This is a genomic window from Vibrio sp. 2134-1 (assembly GCF_033339495.1).
This window is the reverse complement of sequence record NZ_JAWOUS010000003.1, coordinates 389657-406072: the sequence shown is the minus strand read 5'-3', so window position 1 is coordinate 406072 and position 16416 is coordinate 389657. Positions and strand designations below refer to the sequence as shown.

The 16416-nt window shown below is 43.6% G+C and carries 13 protein-coding genes and 1 pseudogene; 6 read left to right on the top strand and 8 right to left on the bottom strand.

The window, feature by feature from the left end; all coding sequences use genetic code 11:
• The first annotated feature begins 44 nt into the window (after window positions 1-44).
• Genes R7R78_RS06420 through R7R78_RS06405 form a run of 4 tightly spaced genes read left to right on the top strand, consistent with a single transcriptional unit; the run spans window position 45 to window position 4621 of the window.
• Window positions 45-1214 (top strand): isovaleryl-CoA dehydrogenase, encoded by a 1170-nt coding sequence (locus R7R78_RS06420; protein ID WP_169628816.1) that lies wholly within the window; start codon window positions 45-47, stop codon window positions 1212-1214.
• A gap of 25 nt (window positions 1215-1239) precedes the next feature.
• Window positions 1240-2844 (top strand): carboxyl transferase domain-containing protein, encoded by a 1605-nt coding sequence (locus tag R7R78_RS06415; RefSeq protein ID WP_225473292.1) that lies wholly within the window; start codon window positions 1240-1242, stop codon window positions 2842-2844.
• A gap of 29 nt (window positions 2845-2873) precedes the next feature.
• The gene (locus tag R7R78_RS06410) at window positions 2874-3713 is read left to right on the top strand and encodes an enoyl-CoA hydratase-related protein (RefSeq protein ID WP_206969244.1); all 840 of its coding nucleotides are present in this window, start codon (window positions 2874-2876) and stop codon (window positions 3711-3713) included.
• Window positions 3713-4621: a hydroxymethylglutaryl-CoA lyase gene (locus R7R78_RS06405; RefSeq protein ID WP_225473290.1), complete on the top strand. Its 909-nt coding sequence runs from the start codon at window positions 3713-3715 to the stop codon at window positions 4619-4621. The genes R7R78_RS06410 and R7R78_RS06405 overlap by 1 nt, the downstream gene beginning before the upstream one ends.
• A gap of 46 nt (window positions 4622-4667) precedes the next feature.
• On the opposite strand, the gene R7R78_RS06400 is transcribed toward R7R78_RS06405, so the two are convergent.
• From R7R78_RS06400 to R7R78_RS29980, 3 genes and pseudogenes are all read right to left on the bottom strand, one after another.
• Window positions 4668-5546 (bottom strand): DMT family transporter, encoded by an 879-nt coding sequence (locus tag R7R78_RS06400; RefSeq protein ID WP_225473289.1) that lies wholly within the window; start codon window positions 5544-5546, stop codon window positions 4668-4670.
• Between the two features lie 391 nt (window positions 5547-5937).
• On the bottom strand, window positions 5938-6342 hold the full coding sequence (locus tag R7R78_RS29985; protein ID WP_372082083.1) for a methyl-accepting chemotaxis protein: 405 nt from the start codon (window positions 6340-6342) through the stop codon (window positions 5938-5940).
• 129 nt (window positions 6343-6471) lie between these two features.
• A pseudogene (locus R7R78_RS29980) lies at window positions 6472-7158 on the bottom strand (PAS domain-containing protein); the annotation flags it as partial.
• An 891-nt stretch (window positions 7159-8049) separates the two neighbouring features.
• Here R7R78_RS29980 and R7R78_RS06390 point away from each other — a divergent pair.
• The gene (locus tag R7R78_RS06390) at window positions 8050-8901 is read left to right on the top strand and encodes a hypothetical protein (RefSeq protein ID WP_025541420.1); all 852 of its coding nucleotides are present in this window, start codon (window positions 8050-8052) and stop codon (window positions 8899-8901) included.
• Between the two features lie 961 nt (window positions 8902-9862).
• Here the strand turns inward: R7R78_RS06390 and R7R78_RS06385 are convergent.
• The 5 genes from R7R78_RS06385 to R7R78_RS06365 form a co-directional block, all read right to left on the bottom strand.
• Window positions 9863-10252, bottom strand: a complete 390-nt coding sequence (locus R7R78_RS06385) for a hypothetical protein (RefSeq protein ID WP_225473287.1) — start codon at window positions 10250-10252, stop codon at window positions 9863-9865.
• Window positions 10249-12537 (bottom strand): LysM peptidoglycan-binding domain-containing protein, encoded by a 2289-nt coding sequence (locus R7R78_RS06380; RefSeq protein ID WP_262635722.1) that lies wholly within the window; start codon window positions 12535-12537, stop codon window positions 10249-10251. Before R7R78_RS06380 ends, R7R78_RS06385 begins: the two co-directional genes overlap by 4 nt.
• 355 nt (window positions 12538-12892) lie before the next feature.
• Window positions 12893-13195, bottom strand: a complete 303-nt coding sequence (locus R7R78_RS06375; RefSeq protein ID WP_031781024.1) for a hypothetical protein — start codon at window positions 13193-13195, stop codon at window positions 12893-12895.
• 205 nt (window positions 13196-13400) lie between these two features.
• Window positions 13401-14339 (bottom strand): alpha/beta hydrolase, encoded by a 939-nt coding sequence (locus tag R7R78_RS06370; RefSeq protein ID WP_017635745.1) that lies wholly within the window; start codon window positions 14337-14339, stop codon window positions 13401-13403.
• Between the two features lie 72 nt (window positions 14340-14411).
• Entirely contained in the window at window positions 14412-15326 is a 915-nt protein-coding gene (locus tag R7R78_RS06365) for an alpha/beta hydrolase (protein WP_213895894.1), read from the bottom strand.
• 128 nt (window positions 15327-15454) lie between these two features.
• Between R7R78_RS06365 and R7R78_RS06360 the strand changes: the two genes are divergently transcribed.
• Window positions 15455-16384: a LysR family transcriptional regulator gene (locus R7R78_RS06360; RefSeq protein WP_137282529.1), complete on the top strand. Its 930-nt coding sequence runs from the start codon at window positions 15455-15457 to the stop codon at window positions 16382-16384.
• Window positions 16385-16416 lie beyond the last annotated feature (32 nt).

Genomic DNA, 16416 nt, shown 5'->3' with positions numbered 1-16416 from the left:
CCGCTACAGGCTTTTCCACCTTACCTCTGATACCGGGAGACGTTATGAAAAGCACCTATACCCCACTCAATTTCGGACTTGGTGATACCATCGATATGCTCCGAGAACACGTTAATGCCTTTGCTACGGAACATATTGCGCCCATCGCCGCTGAGATAGACCGCGATAACCAGTTCCCGAATCATTTATGGCCTTTGTTGGGAGAAATGGGGTTGCTTGGTGTGACCGTCGATGAAGAGCTTGGTGGTGCAGGCATGGGATACCTCGCTCATGTTGTTGCCATGGAAGAAATCAGCCGTGCCTCTGCGTCTGTCGCTTTAAGCTACGGCGCTCATTCTAACCTGTGCGTCAACCAAATCTTTCGTAACGGCACGCCTTCTCAACGCGAAAAATACCTTCCAAAACTCATTGATGGTACGCACGTTGGCGCCCTAGCGATGAGTGAGCCCAATGCCGGTTCAGACGTGATAAGCATGCAACTGAAAGCGGAGAACAAGGGCGACCATTTTGTACTGAATGGCAACAAAATGTGGATAACAAACGGGCCCGATGCTGACGTAGTGGTGCTTTACGCTAAAACGGATGTCAGCGCAGGTTCACGTGGCATTACCGCATTCATTATTGAACGTAACTTCGCAGGTTTCACTCATGCTCAAAAGCTGGACAAACTAGGCATGAGAGGCTCGAATACTTGCGAACTTGTATTTAACCATTGCGTAGTGCCAAAAGAGAATATTCTTGGCGAGTTGAATCAAGGCGTCGAGGTGTTAATGAGTGGGCTGGATTACGAGCGCGTCGTCCTCGCTGCCGGACCACTCGGGATAATGCAAGCTTGCATGGACATTGTGGTCCCGTACGTACATGAACGAGAGCAGTTTGGAAAATCCATTGGCGAGTTTCAGTTAGTTCAGGGCAAGATCGCCGATATGTACTCTCGAATGAGTGCAGCAAAAGCGTATGTATATACCGTCGCAGCGTCTTGTGATCGAGGTAACGCAACACGCAAAGACGCCGCTGGCGCGATTTTGTACAGTGCAGAGCTCGCCACACAAATGGCACTCGATGCAATCCAGTTGCTCGGTGGGAATGGCTACATCAATGAATACCCTGCTGGTCGTTTGCTACGTGATGCAAAGCTTTATGAAATCGGCGCGGGTACCTCAGAGATTCGCCGCATGTTAATAGGCCGAGAGCTGTTCGAAGAATCTCGCTAACGGAACATACGACAAGGAAGTCATTATGGCCATTATCAAAAGTAAAACTAAGCCAACTGACGAGTTATTTCTTTCCAATAAAGCTGCGATGGAAACGTTGGTCACTCAACTTAATCAACACATCGAGACCATCAAACAGGGCGGCGGTGAAAAAGCCATTCAGCACCAGAGGCAAAAAGGAAAACTCCCCGCACGAGAACGCATCGCGCGCTTGCTTGATGACAACACTGACTTTCTTGAAATCAGCCAGTTTGCCGCCTGGCAAGTGTATGACGAAGCGATCCCCTGTGCTGGCGTTATCGCCGGCATTGGTATCATAGAGGGAATTCAATGCATGGTCATCGCCAACGATGCTTCGGTAAAAGGCGGAACCTACTACCCACTCACGGTAAAAAAACACCTTAGAGCGCAAGAGATAGCCCAACGTTGCCAACTCCCCTGCGTGTACTTGGTGGACTCCGGTGGCGCAAATCTCCCTCATCAGTCCGACGTCTTCCCCGACAAAGAACACTTTGGTCGCATTTTCTTTAACCAAGCGAGAATGTCGGCGAAAGGCATCCCCCAAGTTGCTGTTGTGATGGGGCTTTGCACTGCTGGGGGCGCGTACGTTCCTGCCATGGCGGATGTGTCCATTATGGTTAAAGAGCAAGGCACCATTTTTTTGGCGGGGCCACCTTTGGTGAAAGCGGCCACTGGCGAAGTCGTGACGGGTGAAGAGCTCGGCGGTGCAGACGTGCATTGTCGAAAATCTGGTGTCGCAGATTATTACGCTGAAAATGATGAACATGCCCTAATGCTTGCGAGAGAAGCCATTGCCAATGCCAATAGAACAAGACCTGTTAAGCCAGAAAACACCGTGCTTCCTCCCCGCTACGACGCAGAAGAAATCTACGGAATCGTGAATGCAAACTTACGACTGTCATTCGACGTTCGAGAAATTGTTGCCCGCATCGTCGATGATTCTGATTTCGACGAATTCAAAGCCTTGTATGGCAGAACGCTAGTGTGTGGCTTCGCTCGTATTCAAGGACACTTGATTGGTATTGTGGCAAACAACGGTATCTTGTTTTCTGAATCGGCACAAAAAGGCGCGCACTTTATCGAGCTGTGCGCCAAACGGAAAACACCGCTTCTCTTTCTCCAAAACATTACCGGCTTTATGGTCGGAAAAAAGGTTGAAGAAGAAGGCATCGCAAAACATGGCGCCAAGTTAGTGATGGCCGTCGCTTGTGCTGACGTGCCGAAGTTTACCGTGATCATCGGTGGATCGTACGGCGCTGGTAATTACGGCATGTGCGGCCGAGCGTATGATCCAACCATGATGTGGATGTGGCCGAACGCGCGTATTTCTGTGATGGGCGGAGAACAAGCAGCAGGCGTTTTAACACAAGTTCGAAAAGACGCGAAGGAACGTCAGGGGGAAGCGTGGTCAGAGCAAGAAGAGCACATTTTTAGAGAATCGATCATAGACTTGTATGAAACACAAGGACATCCCTATTTTGCGAGTGCTCGGCTATGGGATGACGGAATTATTGACCCTAAAAAAACGCGTCAGGTGTTGAGTCAAGCGTTAACGGCAGCATTAAATGCCCCCATTCCTGATAGCGAGTTTGGCGTCTTCAGAATGTAAACATCCAAAGAAGAATTAAGGAAGTTAGTATGCAGGAAATGCAACCAAGCATTATTCCCAACGCCCAAAGGCAAGATGATGTTCTTTGGCATGTCGATGATAATGGCGTAGCGACCATTACCCTAAACAGAACAGCTAAACACAATGCTTTTGACGCTTGTACGATCGACTTGCTGATCCACCGCCTAGATTATCTCGCTTTACGAACGGATGTGCGGTGCTTGGTATTAAGAAGTAACGGCAAGCACTTTTCATCCGGGGCCGATTTGAATTGGATGCAGTCGATGGCCGACAGCACGAGGCAAGATAACTTCGTTGATGCCCAAAACTTGGCAAGACTCATGGAAACATTAGATTCGTTCCCTCAACCCACCATCGCAGTTGTTCAAGGTTCCGCTTATGGTGGTGCTTTAGGGTTGATTTGTTGTAGTGATATCGCCATCGCAAGCCAAAGTGCCAAATTTTGCTTAAGTGAAGTTAAGCTTGGTTTAGTTCCAGCGACCATTGCGCCTTACGTCATGCGCGCGATGGGGAATAGACAAGCTAGACGCTATATCTTAAGTGGTGAAGTCATTTCAGCCGAAGATGCCGAACGGTTTGGTATTGTGCACGAAGTGAAAGAAGCCAAACAGCTTGAAAATGCGGTCGATAGTGTAATCAAGACGTTGCTACTTAATAGCCCAGATGCGATGCGTAAAGCGAAAACGCTCTGCCATCAATGTCATCAAAACCCCATCGATCAACAACTGATTCACTATACTAGCAAGCTCATTGCGGACATTAGAGTATCACCCCAAGGTCAAGATGGGCTGCAAGCGTTTCTTGAAAAACGTAGCCCAAGTTGGGTCACCAAGTCACAGGACAAGTAATGCTACCTTCCAAAGTAAAGATTGTCGAAGTAGGTCCTAGAGATGGGTTGCAAAATGAATCTCCTGTTGCGACCCAGACTAAAATCCGGCTGATCAACTTACTCTCTGATACTGGGTTAACGCATATTGAGGTGGGCTCTTTTGTCTCACCCAAATGGGTACCACAAATGGCGGACTCAACAGAGGTCATGAAAGCAATAACACGGCGAAATCATGTTACCTACTCTGCCCTGACTCCAAACCTAAAAGGCTTAGAACAAGCGTTGGAGGCTGACGCCAATCAGGTCGCAATTTTCACTTCATCCTCAGAAGGATTCTGCCAACACAATATCAATTGCTCGATTGCAGAAAGCCTAACTCGCTTCGAACCTGTAATGCGATTAGCCACCAAACACGGCATCCCTGTTCGTGGCTATCTATCCTGCGTTGCCGACTGCCCTTACGATGGCCCGACAGCCCCTAAACAAGTGGCGAGCGTGGTCAAATCACTCATCGATTTAGGGTGTTATGAGGTGTCTCTAGGCGACACAATCGGTACAGGCACGCCAAACCGTATCGCTGCTATGCTAGAAGCCGTCATGTTGGTTGCACCTCTCCCCCAACTTGCTGTCCATTTCCACGACACATGGGGACAAGCTCTCGCCAATATTCATCAGGCACTGAGTATGGGCATCAATACCATCGACAGTAGTGTAGCTGGGCTGGGTGGATGCCCATACGCTCATGGAGCATCAGGGAATGTCGCAACGGAGGATGTACTGTATTTATGCCAAGGGTTAGGAATAGAGACGGGGATCGACTTAGAGCTACTAGCTAAAGCTGGCTGGATGATCAGCGAAGAGCTGGGGCGGGAGCCTACATCAAAAGTGTCATTAGCATTGCGTAACCGCGTATTATCACTTTCGTAGAAGGCCATCCGGCACCTCAAATTCTCCCAACCCAAGTTAATTTGCTCTACTTTCGAGTAGGGAAGCGAAACCGCCCGCCAGTACGATAAATAATTAGAGAAAATAAGATAAGCACACAACCTACTAGTTTATTTGCCGTTAGCACTTCGCCATACCACAGCACGCTCAGAATAACCGTCCAAACTGGTTCTAATATCATAATTAGAGCAGCGTTACCTGCCTGAACAAATTTTTGCCCCATGGTTTGCATTACGTAACGCAAGCTCGTCGCTAATAAGGTACTCAACGCAAACCACCACCAAATAGAGGAGTCAACCTCTGCCGGGAAAGATTCCATAAAAAATGAAACCAACAAACCTAAGCAACCTGCTGAAAAAAGTTGCACGCAAGTAAGCAGCAACACAGGTAGTTTTTGAGAGTATTTGCTATTCACATTAAAATGAAGCGCCAAAACCAGTGCTGCACCAAGAAACCACAATTGACTGGCCGATTGTTTCCAGCCACCAACTAAAGAAAGACAAGCAAGACCTAATACAGCGATAGGCAAAGAAAGCCAGAAAATTCGTTGTGGTCGTTGACGAAACATAACCCATGCAACAATCGGCACAAACAGCATGGAAAGGCTCATGATAAATGCGCCCTCCCCGAGAGTATCACTGATAGAAATAGCGTAAATCCATGTCATAACGGCACTGCCTAACAGGAGCCCGACACCACCAGCAGAAAGCACATCTTTTAAGTTTGCTTTCAGCAAAGGTCGGTAACATAGAGGCAGTAAGCAGAGCGAAGCGATAGTAAATCGCGCCCCAATAAAGACAAAAGGTGGTAAACCCTGTATTGTTTCCTTAGAGAATATCCAGCCAAGTGCCGCGATCATCGTCGTCGCAACCAGAATAACCGTCGCTTTGCGTTCTGAGTTAAACATAAGTACTCACAAAATATGGAACACACAATAGCGCAGCAAGAGAGTTTCACTGCGCTATTGTGTAAATTTGAAAGGGGTTTGTGTCGAGCGAAAAAGTGAAAGCCCGATCCTCTCCTGTATTGTTGTCACGCAGATTGAAGTTCTGCTTCTAGATACATTAAATGCAGGCAAAGTCTTAAGGCAAGCCTTTTCGCATACTAAATTACTTTAGCATTCTATACAGCAAGCAAACTGGCTAAAACCAGTACCGGGTGTCGAACTACCTACCCTTCAAAACGCTTAACTTGACTGCGGCAGGAGTAGTATTGCGACTTCAGCGCACCTCAATACAGGTTGAATAAGGCGAATTGCTTTTTACCAATCGCCTCTGCAATGAAAACTTATTGATTAACTACAACGAGCGGTTAAATTGCTCCACGGCCTCTACAACACGGCTAGCGCCATCTTGTATTTCATTCATCACATTACCTGCTTTTTCAGAGAGCTCTAGCGTATCTAGTGCTTCTTTTTGGCATTTAGCGATCAGCTTAACTGCGTTATCTGTTCGCTGTAGGTTTTCACTTACCATTGTGACAATTTCATCGGTGGTTGCATTGGTTCTTGTAGCAAGCTGTCTGACTTCATCAGCAACAACGGCAAAACCTCTACCATGCTCACCCGCACGAGCCGCTTCTATCGCCGCATTTAACGCCAATAAGTTAGTTTGGTCAGCGATACCACTGATGCTATTTACCAACTCGCTAATACGCGATGAGTGCGCTTTAAGCTCATCAATCGCGGTGTTCGCTTGCTGCATTTGATCGGAAAGTATCTGCATCTTTTCTAACGTTGAGCCTATAACCTCTTGCCCTTGCAGGGTTTGTGTTCCAGTTTCTTGGGAGATTTCATTCGCCAATTGCGCAGCCTGGGCCATTTTCTGTTCCTGCATTACCTGCTGGGTAATATCTGTCGCGAACTTAACGACCTTGTAGAGCTCTCCTCTGTCGTTATGGATTGGGTTATATGAAGCCTCTAACCACACCTCTTCACCATAACGGTTAACTCGTTTGAATCGCTCTGATGAAAATTGCCCTTTTGCTAAACGTTGCCAAAACTCACGGTAAGCTTGAGAGCTCGACTCTTCCTGATCACAAAACATGCGATGATGCTTCCCTAGAATCTGATCAAGCGTATAACCCATTGTGTTTAGGAAATTATCGTTGGCTTTTAAAACATGGCCATCTAATGTGAACTCAATCACCGCCATAGAACGACTTAATGCATTTAGCATGTCCTCTTGCTCACGGGATGATTTGATCGTTCGCGTAAGTTCAGAAGCAAAAACAAAAAAGCTTTCTACTTCTCTGCGCTCATTTAAAACAGGCTGGATAATCGTTCTTAACCAAGCTTCCTCACCATTACCTTTCTGTACTTGCAATGCCCCATTCCAGAATACTTTATCTTGAACGGCTTTCTTCATTCGATGAAAGTGATCTGTATTGCGCGAATTTGACGGTACCAATTCAGTAATTGATTTCGTTAAGATCTCATCATCATTTAAGAAAAGTTCTTGCTGTAGTTTAGTATTTGCAGAAGTAATGATGCCTTTACTATCCAATGTTAAGCGGATCATCTCTTCATCTAAACTGGTTTGGATTTGCTGCAGGATTTGCAACTCCTGCTTTAATCGTTGATTTTCTTGTTGAAGCGACTTATTAAAAAACATGACTTTCTCTCATTTGACCGACCTTCGGACTAGTCAAAGGTTTATTATTTGTATACCGAATAAACTGCAAGCGGCAAAATCATTTGGTTGCATATTCAAACGCGATTTCTATTTCTCATCAAAGGACCCCGCTGGGAATACGGCGATTTTTTCTCCAGTGTAACCTAGCGCAGTATACTGAAATTTCTTCAGCGCCCAAGCTGTTTATATATTTATCAATATTAAAGCTCTTTATCGCCAGTTTGAGGTTTGTATTTGTGGATATACTTATATGGAGAAGTGTTGTGTTCAGATCAATAAGCCTTTCCATCAAAAAAGGGCTTTGACTTAGTTCCAATAATTTTTGCCGTTTTATCGCTGTTCCACCCGACTTTTGAGCGATTACCCACTCATTATTCGCTTGCAGTTCTATTAATAGCGCATGGAGCAACCAATAACAGCACACCGACCAACAAGCTTTTGGACATAAATAAGTTACGGTTTTGCTAAATTAGAAAGGCTTAAATTAGCTCAAGTATGGCAGTCAAATTTAGATGATTGTCCAGTATTATTGATGTTGACCGCTTAACGCAGTATGCAAACTGCTAGTTCAGAGCACTCCATTTATTGGCTCCTATGATAGAACACTACCAATCCACCTTTGCTCTCTGCAATAAACTCAAGATTGGCTCACTTCTCAGTTTTTAACAAAATTCTTTTTGAGTGACGCATATTTCTGTCAAACAAGCGGATTATCTTGTAGGTTAATAAATGAGCACTTGTGAATTTAATATACGTATAAAATACAGGTAACACTGGATGAACTACAATGATAGAAAAGAGCTTGTAGGCGTGTTCGCACTAAAGTGTAAGTCGGCAAAAAGAAAGGAATTACATACCAAAGAGAAGGAAGTTGTATATGGAAGGACCAAGAATGTTCTGACGAACATGAAACTACTATTAAATATAGGGGGAAGCTTTGTCTTCTCCCCTCTTTTATTAGCAGAAGAGCTTTCGGGTACTGCACCCTCTTCACTAGGAATAGTTCTAGATGGGCGAATAATAGCAGCCGTAATAGTCGTTTTGGGAACGGCGGTTATAACACCTATAATCAAACACATTTATACCGAACGGAGAAAGAGGAAGTCATTTCTCCTCTACTTTGAAGCTGTTATCCGAGACGCTTTAGCAACGTATGGTGATCAAGTTGATTGGTCGGAAGCCAAAAAGGGCACAGCAGATCTGGATACTCAAGACTGGGCAAAGAGGCTACATCGTGCAGATGTAGCTATACCTCAGCTTTTACTAGGTATGCATGAGGGCTTTGTCAGTGCAAGTCCTGGAAGCTATCCTATCGTTCAAAGCGCGGGAATCACGCCAAAAAGCTTAGAGCATGACATGATCGTCTGGTCACTCAATGAACAGGAAGTGAGACTCATTTCTGCTTTTCTAATTAACCAAAAACAAGCCCAGCTAAGTATTCAAAATCTTTATGACGGTCCATTATATGATCTCATTGGGTCTGAAAGCGAAGAAAAGCAAATGCGGTGGAGACGTGCTGGGCTATGTCTTGTCGATGACCTAGCGAAAATGTACATTGCTGCTGTTCATGCGAGCACATACCTAAAAAAGAATGGCTATAACTGCGACCCTGAAAATAAACGTTGTTAATAGAGTGGGATAGCAAATTTGGCAGCATTATAAAGATAAAGCTCTAGACATGAAGAAAAAGTAGGCCAAATTATGGAGTTTAAATTCAAGTATCAACTTGCCCTTGCACACTTTGGGGGAGAAGTAAGCTTTCCACATACGGTTCTTAACTTTAAACTAACTTTGTGAGCCTCGGGTATCCCTGCTTTTTCTTGGAGTTACTATTTACTGTCTGGCCAGAAGTAATTGTATCGGATTGAACTTGGCTTAGTTTCAAAGCAGACCACCGAGGACATACGATAAGTCTAGGTGCTTTTCCTCCTATATACTTTGGTGATAAACACCCGACGCTGCACACAGAATGTGTTCCCTCTTCGATTTGAATGACAACCTCCTGTAGCTGTCTACAAAGCCATAGGCATTGCCTGTAGCTTTGTCGTATCTGGAACTAAAAACTGGTGAAACAAGCTTACGCACAAATCAATCTATTGATAGTTTATCCACTAAACACGTTTAGGGGCATTTCTTAGCTATAAGTACTCACCGTAAACAAAAAAATTATTAGCAAATAAACAGGTAAGTGCCTCTTCTCATACCGATGATGTACCCCCTCTGTCCAAAACGCGACGATTTTCGTCAACTTCTATTCAGATATCATTCATTTCCACGTTACGATTTCTGATGAATATCGGACGTTCGGATAAATTTAGCTAGGGCAAAATGAAAGACCTGACCCCGAACATTTTCACTAACTCGCACAGGACTTTCTTTATTGCAACCGATAACAGCATGCAAGGGGTTTATCATTGCTCACTTCTAGATCTAAATGAATTGACTAAAGCAGCCCATTTCTGGCTGCTTAGATGAAAAACCACTTTTATTTTAGGACCATAAAAAACGTGATTATGGTTAGATGTGAAATCTACCAAAAGGTCTAGGATAAAAGCGAGTTAGCTAATTTGAGTAAAATAGCTAACTCTGGCTACTCACAACTCACTGCCTGTGTTTGAACATCGATAGTGCATGATAGATCACACCAAGGAGTAGCTACTGTAAATGTTACGTCACCACTCCACATACTTAAATCCATGACATAAACAGTAGGATAGTCTCGCTGTAAGTGGGTTAATGATATATCACCATGCACAGAGCCTGCCTTTTTCTCTTTATTTCCCAATTCACAATATTGGACTGACTTCCCTGTTTTAAATTCATACACAGTGATACATGGATTATCTTTCAAAACATAGGCAGCAAAATTTTCTTTCTTCGTTCTAACTGAATAATCCGAAGCATATAATCTATATTCAGACGCACTTGTGTAAGCTGATACCAACACCAAACATACCGTTAAAATACGTTTAAGTTTCATTCTAAATGCTCCTTTCTTGCAATAAACCTACCACTTGGAATATCAAATCTCCTCCACGCTTTAACATTCGACATAACTGCTTTAAACGTTTGGGCATTGTAATTAACTAATGCAGGAACAAACACTTCTCTAGTACTAGGGCTATTGTCTCCTCGATAAGTTAAATCGACTAAAACATTCCTTACATTGAGAGATAAGTTATCCCAATCAACTACCCCAAATTTTTCTCTCACATCAGGTTTTGTTAACAAAATTCGGGTCTTATCTTCCATATACGCGTAGACTTGTTTAAACATTAGGTGTTGTTGTTTGCGGGTTAGGGTGAGTGTTTTGTTGTCCAATCCTGAATTATTCAACGATTCAAGGGCTGCTTCTTTTTGTATACCCTCGACGCTTAGTAACCAGTTTGAAAGCTCTGGCATCAATCCAGATTTTTGGAATAACTCTCTTAAGTTCAATGCAGAAGGTGATTGTCCTGTTGCACCCGTTGGTGGATTACCCATATCTAAACCTCGGCCAATTGTAACACCAGATCGACCGACCACCACGCCACTATTATTAGGAACATGGGCTTGTCTCGAAAAATAGGGAGATGATGGGTTGTCAACGCCTTCGCTGTCAAAGGTAAATTGTCCCTTGGGTACTGTTAGCCACTTTTCGTCCATCTCATCATCAACAAACTTCCAACCTTCTTTAACAGCCTCATCTAAAGCAAGAATGGTATTTTTACCGACAATCCCATCCACATCACCAAATTGGTAGCTTTTATGTATGGTATGTGTTGGCTTATAGTGGGTTTGAAACTGTTTAACTGCACCTTCTATCACACGGCCAAAATCACCGTCAGCCTCTAAATCGAAACCTAAGTAGATCAATGCCTCTTGAATGGCTTTGACCTCACCTCCTTTACTTCCCTTACTAAGGGCTTCCCCACCACCAGAAGCCAATAACTCCAATTTATCAGATGTTGACAACGGCTCTGAACGCAGAACGAGTTGCTTAACTTTAATTACAGGTGTGTTCTTATCTGCCCCCACATTACCAACAATAGGATGCACATGACAGTGGGATTTACTGCTGACTTCACACTGAATATTGGAATGAGCAAAGGCTGTTTTTGATGTTGTTACGTCTTCAGCAGGCAAAGGAGAACGAACGGAAGATTGACCACTCGTCTTTTTAGGTAATGTCACTTGAAGCTTATCACCAAGTGATAACACCGAAGGATCCGCATCATAATTCGGATTCATTCCTAATAGGGACTTAGCCGAAAGGTTATATAATGCAGCAATACTACTCCACGTTTCAGGTTGGTTCGTCTTAGAGTCAAGTTGACAGGTGTGAAACTCAGATTCAACATCATAAGTTTCAGTCACTTCAATGGTGATTTCATCACCGACATTCACCATATCTGGAGAGTCCTTGTATTTAGGGTTTAAAGTCAGTAATTCTTCGAGTGTTATTCCTTGTCTATGCGCGATTTTAGACAGACTATCCCCACTCTTAATGATGTAAACGATTTTGCCATCCTGCTCTTTCTCTTTTTCTAAAATCGATGCCGTTCGAGTGGAAAACACTGCACCCATATCAAGAAGACAAGCGTGTTCATCGAGCCACTCAGCCGTAATATCATCCAAAAGTAAATCTTGTGAGAGTTTTTCTTTTCTATACAAAAGGTGTTGCCTTGCAATCACTTGATTGTCGATTTTATAAGGCAGCAAAATCGTAGATTGTGGTTTGGATACGATGATCTCCTCGCTGAGCCGCCATTTAGTGGACTCAGTGACATTGAAGCCCCATTTGTTATTGCCCGCGATTTTATACTCGTGGATAAACTCATCATCAATAAAGTGGTAGAAGTAACCTTCTGTAGGCCAACCTAAGCGCTCCCCAACCTGAACAGAAGGCTTAACTGGGATAAAAATATCACGATAAATGGCACTGCCTTTTTTGACTGGAAGAACATTTCCATAGCTCAACGCTGTTTTCTTAGAGCCAGCAAACTGATAGAGCAGAGTTTTAGGCTCATTAACCAATATCGGAGTACTCAAAATAGTACTGATGTTATCTGAATCTTTTGATTTAACCCAAGCGTTGAGGGGAGTCTTTTCTTTGTCAGTTTCAGCTACGACAAACGAATCAATACTGAATGCTTTTACCTCATCGAGTGAACACGCTAACGCCACATTGTATTCCAAGGTAACGTCTTGAGGTGTATCCGTTGACGTATGGTTGTGATTAGTATTGGTTTGTGTTTTCTTTTTATATGTATCTTCAGGTGCCATAAGTGACATTGAATCTACGGGTTTACTTTGATATCTCATCAACTCGACCAGTACAGGTAAATATCGGTCAATGATAGCTAAATAGTGACCGTGTTTGTGTTGGTTTACCTATGCAAGATAACTAAAATCAATTTGATTTGAGGCGTATGCTCTCTCCATCTAAGTTCGGATAACCTTTTGTAGGGCAAATGTACATTAACAGGATGTGAATGAGTAAAAGGCCTACCTTACAATGGGGCAAAGATAAGTTTGGCAAAGAAAGCCCAAGCTTAGTCTTCAGGCTTTATATCAAAACTCATAAAATGAAGCTTTGGATGCCTAAAACAACCCTAACTCACTTCAATTGCTGCCCGCACTAACACTTTTGTTTTGTATCGTAACTGATTTGCTTACTGACGTTCTTTAGTTGCACTCCTACCTTATTAAAGGCCTTTTGAATAGTTGTGGAAACATGCTGGCGGCCCTCTCCTTCAAAAAAGTTAGCTCGATCTTGCTTCGTTTCGAAGACGCAGACTATTTCTAAGCTTTGTGGAAAAGAAGAGAATTTGACGGTATGAGTCACCCAAAGAAAGCCATCGTAGCCTTTTAGCGTATCTTCACAAACTTCGGTCAACACTTCTCTAATTAGATTCTCGACCTTCTTATCTGATTTGCGCATAAATTAAACTTCATTCCTATCTAACGCCTTTAATTAGGTTTCAGTGTACATTGTCTTAAACAGTATTTGGCAGTGGTATTTAGTCAATAGCCTGTAGATGAGGTTATTCGCACGAAGATTTACCGACCTACTCGCTTCGAACTACATCTTACGCTGTTAAAAATAAGCGCTTTGCAACTCTACAAAACGCTTCTAACTTATTAGATTATTTTAAGTGTGTTTCAAGGAATGCAGAAACCTTGTCCATTGCAATGCCGACTGCTTCTGGATGGTCATACAGTTCATAGTGAGACCAATTTTCCAAATTAACCAGCTGTCGGTCTTTTGATTGAACAGAGCGGCCATAAATTTCCTGCCCATCACGATAAGCACCAAATGCCCCGACTTTTTGCCCTACCACGGCCATAACAGGCTGAGTCAATAACGTTTCGGCAAATGCAAAGGCATCCCAGCTCAGTGTTTTCTGTGCATGTGAAAACAGCATACGAGTTGCACCACCTTCGGTTTGTCCACGTGATGTTTTGTAGTATTCAGTAGCTTCGAACACGTCTCGTTCTGTTAATCCATTTTCTTTTGCAAATTCAATATTTGGAGGAAGAAGTTCATCGATTTTCAGCTCTGAGCCGCGAGCTTCGGCTGTTCTCTGTGCAGCCATAGCTTCAAGATTGGCGATAGGGTCGTACATACTAAAGCCTTCACGGAACAAGCGGCCTAAGTTAACAGGCGTAATACCTACGACAGCTTTCAAGCGCTTTTCGGTTAGGGCTGAATTGATCATGTAACCACCACCGCCGCAGATACCGAGTCCACCAATTCTATTCTCATCGACATATGGTAAAGTTACTGCATAGTCGATAACGCGACTGATATCTTCAACACGTTGACTTGGGTCTTCTACGTAGCGAGGCAATCCCCCCGATTCTCCTTGGAAGCTCGCGTCAAATGCGATCACGACGTAACCTAACTCAGCAAGGGCTTTACCATAGACAGCGCTGGATGTTTGTTCTTTACAACTACCAAAAGGATGAACACTTATCATTGTTGGGTAGCGTTTCGATTCATTGAAGCCTTCTGGGAATAAAATTAATGCAGACATATCCCAAGACATATCAGCATTTCTAAAAGTGATTTTTTGCATATTCATAATCAATACCTTAAGAGTAAAAAGCCTTGAGAGCAGAAAGGCTCGAAGCAATTGAGCCTTTCATCGGGAATATTAAAGAGTGCGTTGGAAGAAAGATGCGAGTTGGGATACTGCGTCATCGACGTATTCGGCAACATCATAAAGCGACATATGGTTTGCACCATCAATGGCATACAAGGTTTTATCTGAACTCGCTGCACGTTCTATCAGGTCATCACTCATCCATTTGCTGCCTGCGTCACTACCAACGACAGCAAGAATTGGCTGAGTTAGGAATGCTTCCGCTTTGTGGTACGCATCGTAAGTAATGATCTGGTTTAAGTTACGAGTTAGAGCAAAACCCGGCGCATTTGGATGTTCACAACGTGGTGTGTGGTAATACTCCCAAGCTTCGCGTAGCTCTGCATTTGAGGCATCTTCTTCACGCATCGGAGCTAGAGGAATAGTCGCGAATTCTGTACCATTCGTGTCGGTTGTGCGAGCATTCGAACCAAATTCTAAGTAACCAACAGCGTCAGCATCGTTAACCGAATTATCCCAACCATTACGGAACATTTGGCCAATGTTTACGGCACTAACCATACCCAGTGCTTTGATTCGACGATCATTGATCGCTGCATTTGCACTATAGCCCGCACCAGCACAAATCCCCATTGCGCCAATTTTATCGTTATCGACGTACTCTAACGTTGTCAGATAGTCGACGACTGCGCTCACGTCTTCAGTACTCGTGTAAGGGTTTTCCATTTGGCGAGGCTCACCTGTACTTTCACCTTGATACGAACGGTCAAACGCAATGGCAATTATGCCGCTTTTTGCAAGTTTACTCGCATATAGGCCTGCGGTTTGCTCTTTTACGCCACCACCTGGGTGTGAAACAACAACCGCCGCATATTGTTTACTTGCATCAAAATCTGTAGGGAAGTTGATAACCGCTGAAATCTCAATACCTTGACCATTGATATTTTTGAAAGTGACTTTAGACATAGCGACATTCTCCATTAGAGGTTAACTGTTCATCTCAGGCTGACCTAAGCTTCGATGTAATATTAGTCAACACACTGTTTCGGATAAATATCGTTTTATCTACATGACTGTTTAGTTATACTTAACAAATGAGAATAGAACCTTCTTTAATTTCATCACTGACGTGGTTTGCACATATTGCTCGCCATCGCAGTTTCACTAAAGCAGCCTTAGAAATGGGGGTAACCCGTGCTGCCTTATCACAACACCTAAAAGCGTTAGAACAACAGCTACAAGTTCGGTTAATTAATCGAACCACCAGAAGTATGTCGCTGACGGAAGAAGGCCAACGTCTGCTTGATATTTTGCAACCTTCATTGGTGAACATTGAGCAGGTCGTTAACGAATTGAACGACTCTCATCTTGAGCCTTCGGGATTAATCCGTATCAGTGTATCAAGAACCGCTGCTCGGCTGCTTATTGAGCCCTATCTAGGTGAGTTCCTCTCTCGTTATCCTAAAATACGCCTAGAGCTAATCATGGATGATGGCTTTTCTAACATCGTCGCAGAAGGCGTTGACGCTGGCATTCGCTTAGGATTAAGCTTAGATGAACATATGGTTGCGGTCCCTATTACTCCGCCGTTAACAACGGCAATAGTGGGCTCTCCTGAATACTTTAGGCAAAATGGACTACCTCAAACTCCTGAGGATTTAGAAGGTCACAATTGCCTTGCTTATCGTTTTACCTCTAGCGGAACAATTGATCATTGGTCCCTAACCTCTCCAGATGTTGCAAAGCGCACCCTAGTTTTCGAGCCTAAAGGCAATGCTATTTTTAATGATGACTATAGTATGTTACAAGCTGCAATACAGGGTGTGGGTTTAGTGAAGCATATTGATTTATGGGTGGAAAAGCACATAAATGAGGGAAGATTGACCCGAGTTCTGACACCTTGGTGCAAAGAGTTTCCTGGGTTTTATTTATATATACCTTCACGAGAGCATATGCCGAAAAAAATCCGCGTCTTGATGGATTTTTTAATCGAAAAGCGCGAAGCTCTGAAACTCAAAGAGTAATTACCAAATTGCTTTAAATAAAAAAGCGAGCA

Coding starts and splice junctions, on each gene's coding strand:
- R7R78_RS06420 (WP_169628816.1), top strand. CDS start 45: ATGAAAAGCACCTATACCCCACTCAATTTCGGACTTGGTGATACCATC.
- R7R78_RS06415 (WP_225473292.1), top strand. CDS start 1,240: ATGGCCATTATCAAAAGTAAAACTAAGCCAACTGACGAGTTATTTCTT.
- R7R78_RS06410 (WP_206969244.1), top strand. CDS start 2,874: ATGCAGGAAATGCAACCAAGCATTATTCCCAACGCCCAAAGGCAAGAT.
- R7R78_RS06405 (WP_225473290.1), top strand. CDS start 3,713: ATGCTACCTTCCAAAGTAAAGATTGTCGAAGTAGGTCCTAGAGATGGG.
- R7R78_RS06400 (WP_225473289.1), bottom strand. CDS start 5,546: ATGTTTAACTCAGAACGCAAAGCGACGGTTATTCTGGTTGCGACGACG.
- R7R78_RS29985 (WP_372082083.1), bottom strand. CDS start 6,342: ATGCAGCAAGCGAACACCGCGATTGATGAGCTTAAAGCGCACTCATCG.
- R7R78_RS06390 (WP_025541420.1), top strand. CDS start 8,050: ATGAACTACAATGATAGAAAAGAGCTTGTAGGCGTGTTCGCACTAAAG.
- R7R78_RS06385 (WP_225473287.1), bottom strand. CDS start 10,252: ATGAAACTTAAACGTATTTTAACGGTATGTTTGGTGTTGGTATCAGCT.
- R7R78_RS06380 (WP_262635722.1), bottom strand. CDS start 12,537: ATGGCACCTGAAGATACATATAAAAAGAAAACACAAACCAATACTAAT.
- R7R78_RS06375 (WP_031781024.1), bottom strand. CDS start 13,195: ATGCGCAAATCAGATAAGAAGGTCGAGAATCTAATTAGAGAAGTGTTG.
- R7R78_RS06370 (WP_017635745.1), bottom strand. CDS start 14,339: ATGAATATGCAAAAAATCACTTTTAGAAATGCTGATATGTCTTGGGAT.
- R7R78_RS06365 (WP_213895894.1), bottom strand. CDS start 15,326: ATGTCTAAAGTCACTTTCAAAAATATCAATGGTCAAGGTATTGAGATT.
- R7R78_RS06360 (WP_137282529.1), top strand. CDS start 15,455: ATGAGAATAGAACCTTCTTTAATTTCATCACTGACGTGGTTTGCACAT.